We start from the raw sequence: 18,670 nt of genomic DNA, 5'->3' as shown, positions 1-18,670 counted from the left end.
GGGAGGAAAGCATGTTTCACCGCTTGTGGACGTTAATCATCAAGGAAATGCAGACGCTGCTGCGCGATCCGCAAACCCGCACCATTCTGATTATGCCGGTGATCCTGCAGGTGTTGCTGTTTCCGTTCGCCGCCACGCTGGAAGTGACCAACGCCACCATCGCGGTTTACAGCGAAGACGGCGGGCACGCTTCGGTGGAGCTGACCCAGCGCTTCGCCAAGGCCAAGGCGTTTTCTCACGTGCTGCTGTTGCGCAGCCCGCAGGAAATCAAGACCGCCATCGACAACCAGAAGGCCCTGCTGCTGATCCGCTTCCCGGCGCAGTTCTCGCGCGATATCGCCAGCGGCAACGCCGCGCCGCTGCAGCTGCTGCTCGACGGGCGCAATTCCAACAGCGCGCAGATCGCCGCCAACTACGTGCAGCAGATTGTGCAGGACTACCAGAACGAGCTGATCGACGGCCGCGCCAAACCGAACAACAGCGAGCTGGCGGTGCGCAACTGGTATAACCCGAATCTGGACTACAAGTGGTTCGTGGTGCCTTCGCTGATCGCCATGATCACCACCATCGGCGTATTGATCGTGACTTCGCTGTCGGTGGCGCGCGAGCGTGAACAGGGCACGCTGGAACAGCTGCTGGTCTCGCCGCTGACCACCTGGCAGATATTCATCGGCAAGGCGGTGCCGGCGCTGATCGTCGCCACCTTCCAGGCCTCTATCGTGCTGCTGATCGGCATCTTTTTGTATCAGATCCCGTTCGCCGGCTCGCTGCTGCTGTTCTACGCCACCATGCTGATCTACGGGCTGTCGCTGGTGGGCTTCGGCCTGCTGATCTCGTCGCTGTGCGCCACCCAACAGCAGGCGTTTATCGGCGTGTTCGTGTTTATGATGCCGGCCATTCTGCTCTCCGGCTACGTTTCGCCGGTGGAGAACATGCCGGTGTGGCTGCAGAACCTGACCTGGGTCAACCCGATCCGCCACTTCACCGACATTACCAAACAGATTTACCTGAAGGACGCCAGCTTCGGCATTATCTGGCACAGCCTGTGGCCGCTGCTGGTGATTACCGCCACCACCGGCAGCGCCGCCTACGCCATGTTCCGCCGGAAAATCGCATAGTGGGCCCTGGGGTATCCGACAGGCATCGCTACCGACATCATGAGGGGGCAATCTCAGCAACAGGCTGATTTTCATGGTCTGTATACCTGCGGGGATAGAACCCGCACAGGGTGCCATCGGTCGATCAACAAGGCAGCAAAGACGTTTTTATCGGATTATGAAAATTTTAATTAGCATCCAAGCATATGTGTTAATCGCTTGAGGAAAGCTTGGCATGCTTCATTTTCATTATCATAAAACTTTTCTTCGGTTCGTTGCCCTCTCTCACTGTAGAAAATGGACCAAATAGACGCTCACCCGCATCTCGACGTGGACTGGATGCGGGATAACGGTGAAATCAGATTCTAATTAATTCAATCTCTTCATTTTTATTTTTACTACTTTTAATAAATGAAATGGCTATATCGAAAGAGTCTCTTTTAAATCTTACTTCGTAACTGCCTATATCCAATATCAAAAATACACCTGACATATAATCAGAACCGTCAGGCTCAAGGTCACCACCGCTAGTATCTTCCCCTGCGCCAACAAAAACCTTTCCTGAAGGCACATTCAAAAATAACGACTTATAGCCCTCACTTATGTCATCAATAACTCGAACCGTATACTGACCGTCCTCCCCAAGATTCAAAAACAACACGTTGCCTTTATTTACTTCATCCAGTTCATCCTCTGGAATGCTCCACCAATCAGCATCGTCGCCAACTCTATGCTTTAAAGAAACCAAATCAAAAACTGACAAGGTCGCAGTATCTGTTGTGAAAGAGAAAGTCTTATTCATACACCCTCCTATTGAAATATTATTTCACTAATTCGGTCTCCCGGTTGGAGGCCTGATTTTCTACCCGCATTTTTAAAGAGCTACCAACACTTTTATTTATTGATTCATTGAGCATTTGTAATCTTTGTGTTGGTGAACCACCAACAATCAAATCAACTGGATGATCTGCATTCAGTTTTGTGCAGGCCGCTTTCGTCGTCCTGGTACTGCCCGGCGTAACGCAGCGTATTGCGCGCCATTGTGCCTGGCCGCGCCCTCTACCGTTTACCCCTGCAACTTGCATTTGCTCTCCCTCTATTATCACATTTCAAGCATCTTCATCCTTTACGTCTTGACTCAATTAATTGTAACTGTTTAGAGAAATCAATTGGATAAAGATGAGTACTATTTTTTGCAATATATTCAAGCAAAGGTGCGTTATTCTTTTTCACCACATGATGATTTATATATGAATAGTCATCATCTATATACCCACCCTTATATATAATAAAAAACCTCTCAGCAGACAATGTCTCACCAAAATAAACTTTAAATATACTATCCGCACTGTTATTATAACCTTTTATAACATCAAGTAGTGAGGCTGAAAATACGCACTCAGGTTTATTATCCAATAAAAAATAAACACCCACTCCGTTATATATATTGCTATATATAGTTTTTACAACATCTTCACTTAAATCACCATTAATCAAAGCCATATCAATAAAGTAATTATTATCATTGATCTTTACATCCTCTTTTTTTATTATATGTTTTTTAAGATCCATTAACCCTATCTTACCTACTGCACGTTTTATTGTTTTTAACTTGTCACTTACACTAGTTGTGTAATAATCATCCTCGAAAAATAAAATCCTTTTTCCTTTGAAGGAGTTTATTATACTATGTAAACTTTCGATGTATAAATCATACTCTGATAATGAAAATACATAGGTTAAAGATAAACCGGCATTATTTTCATCGACACCAATTCTTTCCAGGCTCGTCTTACCGCTCGTGGCTAGTTCACTTTTCATTAGAAACACCGCCCCCCTTTATATTTATCCGTATTTCTTGGATGGCCTTTTTCATAAGAGAAATGCTCCCCTTTAGTACCATGATAGTGCGGCTTTTCGAACGTATCATTATCAGTAAATATATGCCATTGGTGGTGTGCTTTCACCCGCCCGGCTTCGACATAATTGTGTAATCCTTCAGGGTAATATTATCCTTAACAGTAAGCTCTTGAGTATGACAGAGAGGATTAGCAATCTACTCCAATTGTGATCTGGGGATCATCATTTTCAACATTCCTATAAAAATGTAAATCCGAAAAAATTATTTGGATCTAATGACAAAAGCCTTTCATTATCACCATCTTTATATTCAATAATAACCATTGAAAACGAATTAAAATCATAATTCACCATTTTTATTTTTACTTCCTGTTCTGTTTTAAATGCTTGTGAATATATTGACATTAACGAAAAACAATCGTCATCATCAACTTCGAACCACTCCGCTATATCAACAATTTTTTTTGACTGAACAAGCCCATCATCGTTAATATAAATTTCAAAAGTGGAGTCTTCTATAACAAAATAAATTCGATCATACATGGGGTGAAACACGAGTGGTGTTTCTGAATCTAAATACCCAGTGACAATCACATCACTTACAATTCTATTACTTGCATATTTAATAAAGTTTTTCATACACCCTCATCTATGGAGAAAAAACAATCCCAAGATCCATACCTTTTCCTGACTCGATAAGAGTCACAAATTCTTCCTTGCCATCTGACAGTTTTTTAGAAATATAAGTCATTCCCTCACCTCGGTATACCTCCATAACCGGCTGGCCTTTCTTAATAGTTCCTTGACCTATATGAACTAATTTTCCACTATCGCGTAAATGTTCAATATCTTTTAGAAACTCAGCGCCTTCATCCACTTTCCACTTTGGATATTTTTTCCCTAAATAGTTTTCTAGGATTCCTTTATGCCGGATAAAATGGTCTTTGAAATTTTTACCAGGCTGTATGCTGCAACTAGTTAGTCCCAGCGGGTCCACCCACATAAGTGGATTCAGCCCATAAGCATATAAATTAAATCCACCTGCCAGCCCAATCGGATCCTGGGTGGTGAAGCGCCCCACCTCCGGCTCGTAGTAACGGAACAGATTATAGTGCAGGCCGCTCTCGTCGTCCTGGTACTGCCCGGCGTAGCGCAGCGGTTGATCGTACTGCGCGCCATTGCGCCTGGCCGCGCCCTCTACCGTTTGCCCCTGCAGCTTGCCGAAGGTGTCGTAGTTGCCAGACCAGCGCAGGTTGCCCGCCGCATCGCTCACCTCCAGCGGCGCGCTGTTCAGATCCGTGTGGTACCAATACATCTCCGCCGAACGGCTGTCGCCCGCCTGCTCCAGCGCCGCCAACGGGCTCCACGGGCTGGCCGGATCGTAGCTCCAGCTGCGGCGGCTGCCGTCTGCCCGCTGCTCCTGCAGCAGCCGGTAACCCTGCCACACAAAGCGCGTTGTCTGCGCCGCTTTGCCCTTGTAGCTGACCGTCTTGCGCGTGCGGCGCCCCAGCGCGTCGTAGTGATACTGCGCGTCGAACTCGCCCTGCGGCCCGCGGCCGCGCGCCTGTATCAGTCGGTTATCGGCGTCGTAGCGATAGTGCTGCTCATAAATGCCGTTGCGCCGGCTGATCAGGTTGCCCCAGGCGTCGTAACGGTAGAACAACTTCTGCCAATGCGTCAGGCGGTTGTCGGCGACAGGCGCCAGCGGCAGGTGCGCGTCGATGTCGTTCTATAGACTTATATCTACGATTTTTATTTTTAAAAAACCGTCTACAAAGACTACAGGGGACTTTGAAAGTCATGGAGAACTATTAAATAAATTTGTAGAAACTTAGCCACCACGCAAACTTTCTTAAAAAGTCAAGCCCACTCTGTAAATAAGTCGCATCAATAAGTATAGAAAAATCCGCCAGCACTCTTCCCTGCTAACTCTTAATTAGTCACTGAAAACAAAACTTTCTTCAGCTAATTTATTAGCTTTACTATATTGAGCCTCCCACTCTAAATAACCAGCAGGCTGTTTACGCTCGATATCCTTTAACCAGTACTGTTCACCATAAGCTATCAGCATTGCCCAATGATACTCAAGCTCATGGCTTCTGAGGCATACTGCCATATAATTACGAATAGGTTTGCATACTAAAGAGGACGATAAAACCAATGATTCTGCTTCATCTTCAGATTTATGTGCATACTTAATAATAATGCCTTTAAGCATCTCCACCCAAGTGTGAAAGTTGAAAATCACAGTTTCTCTCGGGTCGTCTTCATCTTTGAAAACAATACCATCAACAATTTCTTTGCTGCCCTTCATGATTGACAACCTCCAACTTTAAATTTATTAGACACCTAAGCTGATTTATTGGAATAAGTAGCAGCATCACCTACGCTCTCAAGGAAACTCAACTAAAATGCAACTACCCAAGTTAAGAAATTAGGCCCATAAGAATATAAAATACCACCCATACCACCCATACCACCCATACCACCCATACCACCCATACCACCCATACCACCCATACCACCCATACCACCCATACCACCCATACCATCCATATAAAAATCAGACATTAGAAACACCAAAATCAATATATCCCTCAGAGCTAATTACAATGCACCATTTTTTATTCCTTTCAAATAAATAGTGGTGCTGAGGTATGTTTTTTATAGCCAGCTCGAGAAATCTAGAGATTTCATCCGAACTCATTTTCACTGCAAAATCCAAGGATGAATCATTGATGTAATAAATTTCGTTGCTCATGTCAATTTCTTTCTTTATTGCACCATCTTTTAAAAAAGAAAAAACCTGAGATACCCATGATTGATAATCGCCATGCAACTCAATAAATCTATGCCGTTTCGTTCGTGACCAATTTATTTTAGAACCTGTCCATTCGAAAGAGTCAGACAACTCATCGGCAATAGTCTCCCAATCATCTATGATATCTAAATTAACAGATAACTCACTTATTTTAAATCTAATATCATCATCAAGTGTCATTACATCCCTCTCCACGGTTTTGACGGTAAATTAAATAGTTCCTGAAGTTTTGTCACTGTAGATTCTTTTGTATCAAACAAGAAGTGTTCGCCCTTGTCCTTTCCGCTAAAGACATTGATATGAGCACCACTTCTTTCATCATATTCAATCCTAAATCCTGTTTTACCATCAAGAGTTGTCATTCCAACGGGTTGTCCTCTAGTTGCACCAAATTTACCTGTATTGACTCTTTCAGCTTTAAAATCGCGATCTTCAAGCCATTTAAGTGCTTTATTCCTGGCTTGTTCATAGGAATCTTTCGGTGTTTTCTCTGCCTTACACAGCTGGGCACTCAACCCAAACGGATCCACCCACCCCAACGGGTTCGGCGCATACTGATACAGGTTCAACCCGCCGCGCAGCCCAATCGGATCCTGGGTGGTAAAGCGCCCCACCTCCGGCTCGTAGTAACGGAACAGATTATAGTGCAGGCCGCTCTCGTCGTCCTGATACTGCCCGGCGTAGCGCAGCGGTTGATCGTATTGCGCGCCATTGCGCCTGGCCGCGCCCTCTACCGTTTGCCCCTGCAGCTTGCCGAAGGTGTCGTATTGCCCGGACCAGCGCAGGTTGCCCGCCGCATCGGTCACCTCCAGCGGCGCGCTGTTCAGATCCGTGTGGTACCAGTAAATCTCCGCCGAACGGCTGTCGCCCGCCTGCTCCAGCGCCGCCAACGGGCTCCACGGGCTGGCCGGATCGTAGCTCCAGCTGCGGCGGCTGCCGTCTGCCCGCTGCTCCTGCAGCAGCCGGTAACCCTGCCACACAAAGCGCGTTGTCTGCGCCGCTTTGCCCTTGTAGCTGACCGTCTTGCGCGTGCGGCGCCCCACGCGTCGTAGTGATACTGCGCGTCGAACTCGCCCTGCGGCCCGCGGCCGCGCGCCTGTATCAGCCGGTTATCGGCGTCGTAGCGATAGTGCTGCTCATAAATGCCGTTGCGCCGGCTGATCAGGTTGCCCCAGGCGTCGTAACGGTAGAACAACTTCTGCCAATGCGTCAGGCGGTTGTCGGCGACAGGCGCCAGCGGCAGGTGCGTTTCCACGTCGCTGTTGGGGCCTTTTTCCCCCAGCAGGTTATCCGCCATGTCGTACACCAACCGGCTACCCGGCTTGCCCTGCGCGGGTTCGCGATGCTGCAGCAGGCGGCCTTCGGCGTCGTAGCCGTAGTGCACCTCGCCGCGCAGCGCATCGCTAACGCCGGCCAGCTCGCCGCGCCCGGTATAGCGGAATGCCCGCCACAGCGCGCCGTCTTCCGGCCGGGTCAGCTTGTCGTGGCCGAAGGCGCTGCTTTGCCAGCTGCGGCGCCCCATTTCGTCATAGCGCCGCTGTTGCTGCAGCGCGCCCTGGCTGCGGCCGGTTTCCCGGTGCAGGCGATCGCGGGTGAACTCGCTCACCACCTGCTGGTTGAATTTGATGGCGCTGGCGTGGCCGGAACCGTAATACAGCCACTGCAGGCGATCGCCCTGCGGCAGGGTCAGCGCCTGCAGGTTGGCCAGCGCATCCCACTGGTACTGCAGCTCGCCGTTTACGCCCTGTTCGCTGAGCAGCCGCCCGGCCGCGTCGTAGCGCATGCTGACGCTGTCTTCCTCGATGCCCTGCGTCACCCCAAGCGCCGTCGGGGTGCGGCTCAGCCGGCTCAGCCGCCCCATGGCGTCAAAGCGATAATGCCATTCCGCGCTGGCGTTGCCGCGCCACGCCAGCTGCCCGGCTTCGTCGAAGCGGAAGCGCTGCACGCGCTGCGTCAGTTCGCCGGCGCCGCCCGGCAGGCCGACCTCGCGATGTTCTTCCAGCAATCCCGCCGCGCCGTAGCGGTAATAATTGCTGACCTGGTCCGGCCGCTGTTCGGCCAGCACGCGGCCCACGGCGTCGTAGCTGAATCGATATTCGCCGCCGTTGCCGTTTTCCAACCGCGTCAGCCAGCCCTGCGGGCTGTAGTGGTAACGGCGGGTGCGGCCGATGCGGTCGGTCACGCTGCTCGGCAGGCCCAGCGCGTTGTATTGCCAGCGGGTCAGGCTGCCCAACGCATCCTGATGCTCGGCCAGCTGGCCGCGCTCATTCCAGTTGAAGCGCTCTTCGCTGCCGTCCGGCTGGATCAGGCTATGCAGCCGCCCGCCGTGGTCCCATTGGTAGCGGGTCACGTGGCCTTCGGCATCGGTCTGCGCGCTCAGCTGGCCCTGAGAGTCATAGGCGTAGGCGGTCACGCTGCCGGAACAGTCGGTATAGCGCGTCAGCAGCCCGCGCGCGTTCCACTCCAGCTTCACTTCGCCGCCCAGCGCATCGATCACCCGGCTCGGCAGGCTCTCTTCGTCATCCGGGTAGTGATAGAGCGTGGCGTTGTCCAGCGCGTCCACATAGCGGGTCGGCCGGCCCAGCGTATCCCAGTGCTGGCATTCGCGGCTGCCGTCGGGATAGGTGACGGAGAACAACCGGCCGCTGTTGCGGGAATACTGATAGGTCGTTTTGCGGCCGAGCGGGTCGGTTTCACTCAGCAGGCGGCCGTAGGCGTCCCATTCGCTCTGGCGCTGGGCGCCGCCGGGCAGCAGCACGCTGCACAGCTCGCCGTTTTGATAGATAAAACCGTAGCGCCGCTGGTCGAAGTCGGTGAACTGCGCCACGTTGTCGTCGTCATCCAGCTGCCAGTCCGCCCGCTTGCCGTCTTCGCGGGTGGCGCTGCGGCGGCCACCGGCGAAATCGTAGCTGAAGTCCAGCCGTTCGCCGGCGCTGTTGCGATACGCCACCACCCGCGGCACACCCTCAATCTCCTGCCACAGGTATTCGTTCAGCAGCCCGGCGGCGTCCTGGTGGCTGGCCATCAGGCCGTCGCGCCAGCTGAAACGCCGCGTCACCTCGCCGGCGCGGTTGCTCACCGTCACCAGTTGGCCATGCTCATCGTAGCCATAGTGCGCCAGCGGCAGCTCGCCTTCGGCGGTTTGCAGCGCCACCTCGCTCAGGCGACCGTTCAGGTAGCGGCACGCCAGGCGTTGCCCGCCGCTGTCCACCAGTTCGAGCAGCCGGCCGTCGTCGTCGTAAAACAACGAGCTGGCGTTGCCGATGGCGTCGGTGACCATGCTGAGGCGGCTGGGCTGGTCGCCCGCCAGCGGCGGGTAGTGATAAATCTGTTCGCCGACGTCAAACAGCTGCCAGCTGCCGTCGGCGTTGTGCATCAGCCAGCACTTTTCGGCTTCGCAGTAGGTTTTGTGCCCGCGCGCTACCATCGGGAAGGCAACATAGTCACCGGAAGGCGCGCGCCACACCAGGCCGTCCTGCCAGGTCTGCAGGCTGCTCTCCCAGAACAGGCTCCAGCCGCGCCCCAGCACGCTGTCGCCGGGGTTGCCGCTGCGCCAGTAACGTTGCCAGGCCACCGGCAGACGCGACGGCAGCACGAAATCGAGTTCGTCCTCGCCGTCGAGGAATTTTTGGCCGCTGACGATATCCACCGGCCGGGCGATGATGCCGGCCGCGGCGGTGGCGGTCATCAAGGTGCCAAAACGGCAGGCGACGCGCCCCAGCTTGTTGATGCCGGGCAGCTTGCCGAGCATCTTGCCCAATGCGCCCAGCTTGCCGACGGCGCCGCCCACGCCGCCCACCAGGCCAGCGAACAGCAGCGTCAGGTCGGAAGCCTTGTACAGCCAGTCCGGCACTTCGGGTTTAATCGGCAGCGTGGTCACCGTGCCGCCGCCGATGAACACGTTGGGCGAGCCTTCCATCACCTGCGCGTCGCAGTTGGTTTTATCCCCCACCCGCGCGGCCGGCTGGCCGTTGATGCTGACCTTGTCGGAGCCCTGCGCCATCTGCATGCTCGGGCCGTCGTCGCTGCACGCCACCTGGCTGACGGTGGCGATGGCCGCCGGTTTGCCGTTGATGAAGACGTTGGGCGAACCGGTGACAATCTTGCCCTTCGGCGTCAGGCTGCCGGCCCCGGCGTCGGCAATGCCGTCACGCGCCGCGGTGGCCGCCTCGCCGGTGAGATAGCCCACCGCCAGGCTGGCGCCGATCAACAGCACGCCCACGCCCACGCAGGATGCCGCCAGGCCGGCGACGAACAGCGCGCCCGCCGCCACCGCGCCGGCGGCGGCGATCAGGCCGCCGACGAGGGTGCCGGCGATCATCCCGGCCAGGGCGTGCGAATGCCCGATGGTATCGCCGACGCGCGCCGCTTCGGTCATGGTAAGTTCCTTTTACGCAGGGTCATCATGATTCAGGCCGCCGGTTGCAACGCAGCGCGGGAAATATTGATCGAGGGGGTAACGTCATCGCCGGCCAGCGGCACGTTGAGGCTACGGTCGCCGTAACCTTCGCTAAAGGCACAACGGGAGAAATCAGGCATCGCAGGATCCTTTTGCTTAACGAAGGCTTAAGCATCGCATAAGAGAAGCGCAAAGGAAAACCCATCAGCTGCCACGAGGGGCCGAGAGCGCCGGTTCCTTAACTAAGCGGGGCTACAGACCGTCGCCGCCTACGCCATGTTCCGCCGAAAAATCGCATAAAAAAGGCTCTGTCACGTAGCGTGCAGAGCCTGGTAAATCCTATGGACTTTAAGTTGCGGCTGGAAAGACGACGGATTTAGCGGCGGTTGCCGAAAATACGCAGCAGCATCAGGAACAGGTTGATGAAATCGAGATACAGCGTCAGCGCGCCGACGATGGCGTATTTGCGGAAGCTGTCTTTATCATCGGCGTTCAGCTGCTCGCCCATCGCCTTCAGTTTCTGGGTGTCGTAAGCGGTCAGGCCAACGAATACCACCACCCCGATATAGGTAATCGCCCACATCAGCGCGGTGCTTTTCAGCCAGATATTCACCAGCGAAGCCAACACGATGCCGATCAGCGCCATAAACAGCATGCTGCCGAAGCCGCTCAGGTCGCGCTTGGTGGTGTAGCCGTACAGGCTCATCGCGCCGAACATGCCGGCGGTCACCACGAAGGTGCTGGCGATCGAGCTGTAGGTGTAGGCGATGAAGATGCTCGACAGCGTCAGCCCGGTCAGCGCCGAATACAGCATGAACAGCGAGGTGGCCACCGCGCCGCTGAGGCGGTTGACCATGCCGGAAATCACGAACACCAGCGCCAGCTGCGCGATGATCAGGCCAAAGAAGGTGATCTGGCTGGAGAAGATGAAATTGAGGATCGCGGGCGTATTGGCCGCGTACCAGGAAACGAACGCCGTCAGCAGCAAACCGCAGGTCATCCAGCCATAAACCTGCGCCATATAAGCCTGAATGCCGCTGTTGGCACGTTCGACGATAGAACCATTAGAGCGTGGATATCGGTCCATGACGGTTACCTTTTGCGTAGTAAACAAGATTTCGAGCCCCTGCGACGCGGGGTTCGCCTGCTATAAGCGTACCACAGAAAACATCGGCCGAAAGCGGCAAAGGTATTGATTTGTTTCCGCTGTTACGCGTTATACCCTAAATAATTGGAGTTGCATCAAGGCGGCAACCGAGCGAATCCCCGGGAACTCAGATAGCTAAGTGACTGGGGTAAGCAAAGGCAGCCAACACGGATGCGGCTTCAAGTATGACGGGTATCTTTAGCCGCCTGATGCCAGCGTTCCGCCGCCTGACGATCGCTGTCGCGCGCGTCGACCCAGCGATCGCCCTGGCCGGTGGCCTCGCGCTTCCAGAACGGCGCGCGGGTTTTCAAATAATCCATGATGAACTCATTGGCGGCGAACGCCATGCTGCGGTGCGCGCTGGTCACGCCCACGAACACGATCTCATCGCCGGGGAACAGCGCGCCGATCCGGTGGATCACCGTTACGCGCTGCAGCGGCCAACGGCCGCGCGCCTGCGTCACGATCTCCGCCAGCGCTTTCTCGGTCATGCCCGGGTAGTGCTCCAGCGTCAGCGCACTGACGTCATCGCCCAGATTATGGTTGCGCACCTTGCCGGTGAAGGTCACTACCGCGCCGTCGTCGTCGCACTGCGCCAGCCACTGATATTCGTCACCGACGCTGAACGGCGCTTCGCCGACGCGGATACGGGTATTTTCCATTATTAACCTCCGGTTACCGGTGGGAAGAACGCCACCTCATCGCCGGCGCGCAGCGGATGTTCGTTGGCCACCAGCGATTGGTTGACCGCCGTCAGCAGCTTGCCGGACTCCAGCGCCAACGCCCAGCGATCGCCGCGGGCGCACAACGCCTGACGCAACGCCTCCACCGTCGGGTAATCGGCCGGCATCGCCAGGTCGCCGGTACCCACCAGTTCGCGCACCTGCGCAAAGAAAAGAATATTGATCATGCGTTCACCTTAAAGTCACCGGATTTGCCGCCGCTTTTCGCCAGCAGCCGCACCGGGCCGATAACCATGTCCTTCTGCACCGCCTTGCACATATCGTAGATGGTCAGCGCCGCGACCGAAGCGGCGGTCAGGGCCTCCATCTCGACGCCGGTTTTACCGGTCAGCCGACAGCAGGTTTCGATACGCACCCGATTATGTTGCGGCTGGGCCTCCAGTTGCACTTCAACCTTGCTCAACATCAGCGGATGGCACAGCGGGATCAGATCCCAGGTACGTTTGGCCGCCTGAATGCCGGCGATGCGCGCCGTGGCGAACACGTCGCCCTTGTGATGGCTGCCGTCGATAATCATCGCCAGCGTGGCGGGCAGCATCTCGACGAAGGCTTCGGCGCGCGCCTCGCGTACCGTTTCGTTCTTGCCGGAGACGTCAACCATATGGGCTTCGCCCGCGGCGTTAATGTGGGTCAGCTGTGTCATAACTTATGGCTTCTTCAAATGTGGCTGGAAGTTGCACGGGCGATGGCGCGCGTCCAACTGCTCTTCAATAATCCGCTCCCAGGCGGTGCGGCAGGCGCGGGTGGAGCCCGGCATGGCGAAGATCACCGTCTGGTTGGCCAGGCCGGCCAGCGCCCGCGACTGAATGGTGGCGGTGCCGATCTCTTCGTACGACACCATGCGGAACAGTTCGCCGAACCCTTCCACCTCGCGGTCGAACAGCGGCAGCAGCGCTTCCGGCGTATTGTCGCGCGCGGTAAAACCGGTGCCGCCGGTAATCAACACCGCCTGCAGCCGTTCGTCGGCGATCCAGGCCGAAACCTGCGCGCGGATCTGATAAATATTGTCTTTGACGATGGCGCGTTCCACCACCTGATGCCCGGCTTCCTGCGCGGCTTCCTGCAGATATTGGCCCGAAGTGTCATCCGCCGCGCCGCGGCTGTCCGAGACGGTCAGGATGGCGACGTTCGCCGCAATAAATTCACTGCTCGCATGGCTCATTGTTCAATATGCTCCTGTTATGGGTTCCCCCGCGGGTTTCAAGCGGCGGCCAACAACGCCGCGGCATGAAATGCGCCGGGTATCAACCGCCGATAAACGACAGGTTCTGCGTAATGCCGCTGTTGCCCTGGTGCAGGAAATGGGTCTGTTTCTTGCTCAGCAATCCGTCCTGAATGCGCGCCTTCAGCGCATCCAGCTGGCCGTCATCCGCCAGCAGATCGCGCAGGGTGATACCCTGCTCGCCGAACAGGCACAGGTGCAGGTTGCCGATGGCGGATACCCGCAGCCGGTTGCAGCTGGCGCAGAAATCTTTTTCATACGGCATGATTAATCCGACTTCGCCCTGATAGTCCGGATGGCTGAACACCTGCGCCGGGCCGTCGCTGCGGCCGCGCGGCTGGCGCTGCCAGCCCTGCCGTTCGAGCTGCAGGCGGATCACTTCGCCGGAGACGTGGTGCCGGCGGAACAGGCTGCCGCCTTCGCCGGTTTCCATCAGTTCGATAAAGCGCAGCTGGATCGGGCGATCCTTAATCCAGTGGAGAAAGGTGTCTAGCTGCTGGTGGTTGACGTCGCGCATCAGCACCGCGTTGACCTTGACCTTGCTGAAGCCGGCGCTGAAGGCGGCGTCAATGCCCTCCATCACCTGGCGGAACTTGTCCTGGCCGGTAATGGCGTGAAACTGACGCGCGTCGAGGCTGTCGACGCTGACGTTGATGGCCGTCAGGCCGGCCTCGCGCCAGCCGGCGACGTCACGCGCCAGCCGGTAGCCGTTGGTGGTTACCGCCAGCGTACGGATGGCCGGATTTTCACGCACCGCGGCGATAATCTCGGTGAAGTCGCGCCGCAGCGAAGGCTCGCCGCCGGTCAAGCGCACCTTCTCGGTGCCCAGTTCGGCGAACGCGCGGCCGACGCGCCGGATTTCGTCCAGCGACAGGAAGGTTTTCGGGCTGCCGGTGGGTTTGTAACCGTCGGGCAAGCAGTATGTGCAACGGAAATTGCACACGTCGGTGATCGACAAGCGCAGGTAATAGAACTTGCGCTCGTAAGCATCAATGAGTTGCGGCACCATAACACCTTTCCAAAGTCGGGAGATGCGAGCGTTTCCGCTCTGCACCCTGGTGGCTGACTTCGCCACGGCCCAAGCGCCATATCGTTCTGCAAGAACAACGTAGGCCCAGGGGCTAGGAGTTTTGATTTCGATTCCCGCTGTTTGAGTAGCCGGAACGAAACCGTGGTTTTCAGCAAAATTCTAGCGCTAAACGTCGACGATAGCCAACGAGTAATTTCGCTATATAATTGTGTATACAGCGTTTTTTGCCCGCTGCTAATTCTGCAATACCATAATAAACGCCGCTTATGCAGGTGAATTGACCAGAGTCACGCAAATGACACTCTTTTTCCTTAAATAATCGGCGTTGCCTCCCGGCGGCAAAAACGGGACACATCGGCCGGGAACCGATTGGCACAGCGCGTGCGCCGGCCCTTTGAGCGAAACCGGGGAGCGGCGCAGCCAACGCGGAGGCAATTTCAGGTATGACGGGTATATCGCGTTTTTACGCCGGATCCGCTACTTTATGCAGGCAGTTCTGCCTCTTTGTAAGGAAATTTATGCGCAATCGTACCCTGGCCGATCTCGATCGGGTGGTGGCATTAGGCGGCGGCCATGGTCTTGGCCGCGTGATGTCAGCCCTGTCGTCTTTAGGATCCCGCTTAACCGGCATCGTCACCACCACCGATAACGGCGGCTCCACCGGCCGCATACGCCGTTCGGAAGGCGGCATTGCCTGGGGCGATACCCGCAACTGCCTGAACCAGCTGATCACCGAGCCCAGCGTCGCCTCGGCGATGTTTGAATACCGCTTCAGCGGCAACGGCGAGCTGTCCGGCCATAACCTCGGCAACCTGATGCTGAAGGCGCTGGATCACCTCAGCGTGCGCCCGTTGGAGGCGATCAATCTGGTGCGCAGCCTGCTGAAAGTGGACGCCGCCCTGATCCCGATGTCCGAGCAGCCGGTGGATCTGATGGCGCATGACCACGAAGGCAACCACGTCTACGGCGAGGTGAACGTCGATCAGCTGACCGCTATGCCGCAGGAGTTGATGCTGTCGCCGCACGTCAACGCCACGCGCGAGGCGCTGGACGCCATCGCCCAGGCCGACGTGATCCTGATCGGGCCGGGCAGCTTTCTGACCAGCCTGATGCCGCTGCTGCTGCTGGGTGACCTCACTCAGGCCCTGCGCCGCAGCAGCGCCAATATGATTTATATCGACAACCTGGGGCGCGAGCTGAGCGTCGCCGCAGCAGCGCTGTCGCTGAAGGACAAGCTGATGCTGATGGAGGAGAAAATCGGCCGTCAGATGATCGATGCGGTGATCGTCGGCCCGGGCGTGGACGCCAGTGAAGTGCGGGAGCGGGTGGTGATTCAGCAGCCGCTGGACGCGAGCGACGTTCCTTATCGCCACGATCGGCAGCTGCTGCGTCAGGCGCTGGATCAGGCGCTGGTGGAATTGGCCGCCCGCGCCTGAGATGAAAACAGGCTCAGTCGCGCCCGCGCAGCCACGGATTGTCGCTGGCGGCGCGGCTCACCATATCGATATACAACTCTTCCACCTGCTTGCGCGCCCAGGGCGTGCGGCGCAAAAACTTCAGGCTGGACTTGATGCTCGGATCGCTGCTGAAACAGTTGATGCGAATGCGTTCGGCCAGCCCGGACCAGCCGTAGCTCTCCACCAGTTTGTTCAGCAGTTGTTCCAGCGTAACGCCGTGTAGCGGATCTTTGGACTGGTGTTCGGTCATGGTCAATGCTCATCGTGGTCAAAACAGGCCGCACACCATAATCAGCTTTGCCGGGTGCGACAAGAAATTTATATCCTGCGTCTTGCAAACCGCCGGGCTGCGGCGAGCAATCCATCGGCCATGTGCCCTGAATCGGCTCTCGTTGTGCGTTACGAAATGGCGATAAACTGCTCGCGCAGCTGATGGATTTCGTCGCGCAGCGCCGCGGCCTGTTCGAACTCCAGGTTTTGCGCATGGGTGTACATTTGCCCCTCCAGCTCGCGGATCTTCTGATCCAGCGCCTTCGGCGTCAGGTTCTGGTACTGCGCGGCGCTCTCGGCGGCCTTGCCCTTGCCCTTGTTCCTGCTGCGATTGCCCGGCTGGCCCAGCTGCAGGATATCGCCGATTTTCTTGTTCAGCCCCTGCGGCACGATGCCGTTTTCTTCATTGTACGCCTGCTGCTTGGCCCGGCGGCGCTCGGTTTCGCCGATGGCTTTGGCCATCGAATCGGTGATGCGATCGCCGTACAGGATCGCCTTGCCGTTCAGGTTGCGCGCCGCGCGGCCGATGGTCTGGATCAGCGAACGCTCGGAGCGCAGGAAGCCTTCCTTGTCCGCGTCCAAAATCGCCACCAGCGACACTTCGGGCATGTCGAGCCCCTCACGCAACAGGTTGATGCCCACCAGCACGTCAAACTCGCCCAGGCGCAAATCGCGAATGATTTCGACCCGTTCCACGGTATCGATGTCGGAGTGCAGGTAGCGCACGCGCTCGCCGTGTTCTTCCAGATATTCGGTCAGGTCTTCCGCCATGCGTTTGGTCAGGGTGGTCACCAGCACGCGCTCGTTGATAGCCACCCGCTTGCGGATCTCCGACAGCAGATCGTCCACCTGGGTGGTAACCGGCCGCACTTCCACTACCGGATCCAGCAGCCCGGTAGGCCGCACCACCTGATCGACAAGATCGCCGCCGGATTTCTCCAGCTCGTATTTGCCCGGCGTGGCGGACACGTAAATGGTCTGCGGCGCCAGCGCCTCGAACTCTTCGAAGCGCAGCGGGCGGTTGTCGAGCGCCGAGGGCAGGCGAAAGCCATATTCCACCAGCGTTTCCTTGCGCGATCGGTCGCCTTTGAACATGCCGCCGATCTGCGGGATGGTGACGTGGGATTCGTCGACCACCAGCAGGCCGTCCGCCGGCAGGTAATCGAACAGGGTCGGCGGCGGCTCGCCCTCGCCGCGCCCGGACAGGTAGCGCGAATAGTTTTCAATGCCCGAGCAGTAACCCAGCTCGTTCATCATCTCCAGATCGAACTGGGTGCGCTGCGTCAGACGCTGTTCTTCCAGCAGCTTGTTGTTGGCCAGCAGCACTTTGCGGCGGTCGGCCAGATCGACCTTGATCTCTTCCATCGCCTGAATGATCCGCTCGCGCGGGGTCACGTAGTGCGACTTGGGGTAAATGGTAAAGCGCGGCACCACCTGCTCGATCTGCCCGGTCAGCGGATCGAACAGCGACAGCCGCTCCACTTCTTCGTCGAACAGCTCGACCCGCAGCGCCAGCTCGTCCGACTCCGCCGGGAAGATGTCGATCACCTCGCCGCGCACGCGGAAGGTGGCGCGCTGGAACGCCTGATCGTTGCGGCTGTATTGCAGCTCCGCCAGCCGGCGCAAAATGGAGCGCTGATCGATGATCATGCCCTTGGTCAGGTGCAGCATCATCTTCAGGTACAGATCCGGATCGCCCAGGCCGTAGATCGCCGAGACCGAGGCCACCACCACCACATCGCGCCGCTCCAGCAGCGCCTTGGTGGCGGAAAGCCGCATCTGTTCGATGTGTTCGTTCACCGAGGCGTCTTTTTCAATGAAGGTGTCGGAGCTGGGAACGTAGGCCTCCGGCTGGTAGTAGTCGTAGTAGGAAACAAAATACTCCACCGCATTCTCGGGGAAGAACTCTTTCATCTCGCCATACAGCTGCGCCGCCAGCGTCTTGTTAGGCGCCAGCACCATGGTGGGCCGATTCAGATCGGCGATCACGTTGGCGATGGTGAAGGTCTTGCCCGAACCTGTCACCCCCAGCAGCGTCTGGTGCGCCAGGCCGTCTTCCAGCCCTTCTTCCAGCTTGCGGATGGCTTCCGGCTGATCGCCGGCCGGTTTGAAATCAGAATGCAGTTTGAAAATTTTGCTCATTGGCTCGGCTACCCTGTGGAGATGCGCGCGCTCAGGCGGCCACCCGGTTGATGTCCCCCGAACGGCCCCTAATTATGGAAAGAGGCGGTGATTTACGCCAGTGCCTATGATACTGGATATAAAACCAGCTTCAAGCGGATTCGTCGCCTTAACGTGCGGCCAGCCGCGAGGAATGCACCGCCAGAGTTACAGTGCCGTGACATTTTTATTGTCAATAACAGATTTATCCCCAGAACTCGTCACGAATTAACTTATTGATAGCACTGCGGCGAAAAATCATACATAGAAACTCCCTCAATGCATTGGCGGCTTGATTTTAAATAAACTATTGATATTTATTTGTTTTAATAAAAAGACGAGAATGCGGACAAAGCGCACAGAACCCGCGTCCGCTCTCGCTTCCCGCCGCTTTTCTAAATCTAATGCACAAGGTTATCCACAGGAATAGTGGATAACTCTCACCGCCCCGCCCGTGACGGGAG

Annotated in this window: 17 protein-coding genes, 3 pseudogenes and 1 riboswitch; of the genes and pseudogenes, 2 read left to right on the top strand and 18 right to left on the bottom strand. The window is 56.3% G+C overall.

All coding sequences use genetic code 11. The annotated features are described in order from the left end of the window. Positions 1-11: 11 nt before the first annotated feature. Positions 12-1,118: an ABC transporter permease gene (locus CKW09_RS06940; RefSeq protein ID WP_095096317.1), complete on the top strand. Its 1,107-nt coding sequence runs from the start codon at positions 12-14 to the stop codon at positions 1,116-1,118. Between the two features lie 337 nt (positions 1,119-1,455). Here the strand turns inward: CKW09_RS06940 and CKW09_RS06935 are convergent, their stop codons facing one another. The 16 genes and pseudogenes from CKW09_RS06935 to moaA form a co-directional block, all read right to left on the bottom strand. After that, entirely contained in the window at positions 1,456-1,899 is a 444-nt protein-coding gene (locus CKW09_RS06935) for a DUF6386 family protein (RefSeq protein ID WP_095096315.1), read from the bottom strand. 19 nt (positions 1,900-1,918) lie between these two features. Beyond that, positions 1,919-2,182, bottom strand: a complete 264-nt coding sequence (locus CKW09_RS24515; protein ID WP_145957245.1) for a polymorphic toxin type 15 domain-containing protein — start codon at positions 2,180-2,182, stop codon at positions 1,919-1,921. A 34-nt stretch (positions 2,183-2,216) separates the two neighbouring features. Further along, entirely contained in the window at positions 2,217-2,918 is a 702-nt protein-coding gene (locus tag CKW09_RS24510) for a hypothetical protein (RefSeq protein ID WP_145957244.1), read from the bottom strand. A 276-nt stretch (positions 2,919-3,194) separates the two neighbouring features. Beyond that, entirely contained in the window at positions 3,195-3,596 is a 402-nt protein-coding gene (locus CKW09_RS06925; protein ID WP_095096314.1) for a hypothetical protein, read from the bottom strand. A gap of 334 nt (positions 3,597-3,930) precedes the next feature. Continuing rightward, a pseudogene (locus CKW09_RS06920) lies at positions 3,931-4,686 on the bottom strand (RHS repeat-associated core domain-containing protein); the annotation flags it as partial. Positions 4,687-4,893: 207 nt separating this feature from the next. Then, positions 4,894-5,271, bottom strand: a complete 378-nt coding sequence (locus CKW09_RS06915) for a hypothetical protein (protein ID WP_095096313.1) — start codon at positions 5,269-5,271, stop codon at positions 4,894-4,896. Between the two features lie 92 nt (positions 5,272-5,363). After that, the gene (locus tag CKW09_RS24690) at positions 5,364-5,528 is read right to left on the bottom strand and encodes a hypothetical protein (RefSeq protein ID WP_167387239.1); all 165 of its coding nucleotides are present in this window, start codon (positions 5,526-5,528) and stop codon (positions 5,364-5,366) included. Beyond that, the gene (locus CKW09_RS06910) at positions 5,521-5,958 is read right to left on the bottom strand and encodes a type IV secretion protein Rhs (RefSeq protein ID WP_095096310.1); all 438 of its coding nucleotides are present in this window, start codon (positions 5,956-5,958) and stop codon (positions 5,521-5,523) included. The genes CKW09_RS24690 and CKW09_RS06910 overlap by 8 nt, the downstream gene beginning before the upstream one ends. After that, positions 5,958-10,156, bottom strand: a pseudogene (locus tag CKW09_RS06905) (RHS repeat-associated core domain-containing protein). Before CKW09_RS06905 ends, CKW09_RS06910 begins: the two are co-directional and overlap by 1 nt. Before the next feature lie 38 nt (positions 10,157-10,194). Beyond that, a pseudogene (locus CKW09_RS24505) lies at positions 10,195-10,317 on the bottom strand (DcrB-related protein); the annotation flags it as partial. A 236-nt stretch (positions 10,318-10,553) separates the two neighbouring features. Next, positions 10,554-11,264, bottom strand: coding sequence for a Bax inhibitor-1/YccA family protein (locus CKW09_RS06900; protein WP_033637508.1), 711 nt, complete (start codon positions 11,262-11,264; stop codon positions 10,554-10,556). A 239-nt stretch (positions 11,265-11,503) separates the two neighbouring features. Further along, the gene (gene moaE / locus CKW09_RS06895; RefSeq protein WP_061800138.1) at positions 11,504-11,986 is read right to left on the bottom strand and encodes a molybdopterin synthase catalytic subunit MoaE; all 483 of its coding nucleotides are present in this window, start codon (positions 11,984-11,986) and stop codon (positions 11,504-11,506) included. A gap of 2 nt (positions 11,987-11,988) precedes the next feature. Then, positions 11,989-12,234: a molybdopterin synthase sulfur carrier subunit gene (gene moaD, locus CKW09_RS06890; protein WP_061800139.1), complete on the bottom strand. Its 246-nt coding sequence runs from the start codon at positions 12,232-12,234 to the stop codon at positions 11,989-11,991. Continuing rightward, on the bottom strand, positions 12,231-12,710 hold the full coding sequence (moaC, locus tag CKW09_RS06885; RefSeq protein ID WP_061800141.1) for a cyclic pyranopterin monophosphate synthase MoaC: 480 nt from the start codon (positions 12,708-12,710) through the stop codon (positions 12,231-12,233). Before moaC ends, moaD begins: the two co-directional genes overlap by 4 nt. 3 nt (positions 12,711-12,713) lie before the next feature. Then, entirely contained in the window at positions 12,714-13,229 is a 516-nt protein-coding gene (gene moaB / locus CKW09_RS06880) for a molybdenum cofactor biosynthesis protein B (RefSeq protein WP_061800142.1), read from the bottom strand. An 82-nt stretch (positions 13,230-13,311) separates the two neighbouring features. Continuing rightward, positions 13,312-14,298 (bottom strand): GTP 3',8-cyclase MoaA, encoded by a 987-nt coding sequence (moaA, locus tag CKW09_RS06875; RefSeq protein ID WP_061800143.1) that lies wholly within the window; start codon positions 14,296-14,298, stop codon positions 13,312-13,314. Then, positions 14,285-14,429, bottom strand: a riboswitch (molybdenum cofactor riboswitch). It overlaps the preceding gene by 14 nt. Positions 14,430-14,837: 408 nt before the next feature. Here moaA and yvcK point away from each other — a divergent pair. Beyond that, positions 14,838-15,755: a uridine diphosphate-N-acetylglucosamine-binding protein YvcK gene (gene yvcK / locus CKW09_RS06870; RefSeq protein WP_061800144.1), complete on the top strand. Its 918-nt coding sequence runs from the start codon at positions 14,838-14,840 to the stop codon at positions 15,753-15,755. A gap of 13 nt (positions 15,756-15,768) precedes the next feature. Here the strand turns inward: yvcK and CKW09_RS06865 are convergent, their stop codons facing one another. After that, the gene (locus CKW09_RS06865; protein ID WP_061800146.1) at positions 15,769-16,026 is read right to left on the bottom strand and encodes a VF530 family protein; all 258 of its coding nucleotides are present in this window, start codon (positions 16,024-16,026) and stop codon (positions 15,769-15,771) included. Between the two features lie 149 nt (positions 16,027-16,175). Beyond that, the gene (gene uvrB / locus CKW09_RS06860; RefSeq protein WP_061800148.1) at positions 16,176-18,188 is read right to left on the bottom strand and encodes an excinuclease ABC subunit UvrB; all 2,013 of its coding nucleotides are present in this window, start codon (positions 18,186-18,188) and stop codon (positions 16,176-16,178) included. Positions 18,189-18,670: the final 482 nt, after the last annotated feature.

The sequence above is a fragment of the Serratia ficaria genome, assembly GCF_900187015.1.
In the GTDB taxonomy this organism is placed as follows: Bacteria; Pseudomonadota; Gammaproteobacteria; order Enterobacterales; family Enterobacteriaceae; genus Serratia; species Serratia ficaria.
The sequence above is the reverse complement of the archived record's forward strand: the minus strand, read 5'-3'. Positions and strand labels throughout refer to the sequence as shown.

Excerpts from the sequence above, each read along its gene's own strand:
- CKW09_RS06865 (WP_061800146.1), bottom strand. The coding sequence starts at position 16,026 with ATGACCGAACACCAGTCCAAAGATCCGCTACACGGCGTTACGCTGGAA.
- CKW09_RS06915 (WP_095096313.1), bottom strand. The coding sequence starts at position 5,271 with ATGAAGGGCAGCAAAGAAATTGTTGATGGTATTGTTTTCAAAGATGAA.
- moaD (WP_061800139.1), bottom strand. The coding sequence starts at position 12,234 with ATGATCAATATTCTTTTCTTTGCGCAGGTGCGCGAACTGGTGGGTACC.
- CKW09_RS06900 (WP_033637508.1), bottom strand. The coding sequence starts at position 11,264 with ATGGACCGATATCCACGCTCTAATGGTTCTATCGTCGAACGTGCCAAC.
- CKW09_RS06935 (WP_095096315.1), bottom strand. The coding sequence starts at position 1,899 with ATGAATAAGACTTTCTCTTTCACAACAGATACTGCGACCTTGTCAGTT.
- CKW09_RS06925 (WP_095096314.1), bottom strand. The coding sequence starts at position 3,596 with ATGAAAAACTTTATTAAATATGCAAGTAATAGAATTGTAAGTGATGTG.
- CKW09_RS06940 (WP_095096317.1), top strand. The coding sequence starts at position 12 with ATGTTTCACCGCTTGTGGACGTTAATCATCAAGGAAATGCAGACGCTG.
- moaA (WP_061800143.1), bottom strand. The coding sequence starts at position 14,298 with ATGGTGCCGCAACTCATTGATGCTTACGAGCGCAAGTTCTATTACCTG.
- moaC (WP_061800141.1), bottom strand. The coding sequence starts at position 12,710 with ATGACACAGCTGACCCACATTAACGCCGCGGGCGAAGCCCATATGGTT.
- yvcK (WP_061800144.1), top strand. The coding sequence starts at position 14,838 with ATGCGCAATCGTACCCTGGCCGATCTCGATCGGGTGGTGGCATTAGGC.
- uvrB (WP_061800148.1), bottom strand. The coding sequence starts at position 18,188 with ATGAGCAAAATTTTCAAACTGCATTCTGATTTCAAACCGGCCGGCGAT.
- CKW09_RS24510 (WP_145957244.1), bottom strand. The coding sequence starts at position 2,918 with ATGAAAAGTGAACTAGCCACGAGCGGTAAGACGAGCCTGGAAAGAATT.
- moaE (WP_061800138.1), bottom strand. The coding sequence starts at position 11,986 with ATGGAAAATACCCGTATCCGCGTCGGCGAAGCGCCGTTCAGCGTCGGT.
- CKW09_RS24515 (WP_145957245.1), bottom strand. The coding sequence starts at position 2,182 with ATGCAAGTTGCAGGGGTAAACGGTAGAGGGCGCGGCCAGGCACAATGG.
- CKW09_RS24690 (WP_167387239.1), bottom strand. The coding sequence starts at position 5,528 with ATGTCTGATTTTTATATGGATGGTATGGGTGGTATGGGTGGTATGGGT.
- moaB (WP_061800142.1), bottom strand. The coding sequence starts at position 13,229 with ATGAGCCATGCGAGCAGTGAATTTATTGCGGCGAACGTCGCCATCCTG.
- CKW09_RS06910 (WP_095096310.1), bottom strand. The coding sequence starts at position 5,958 with ATGACACTTGATGATGATATTAGATTTAAAATAAGTGAGTTATCTGTT.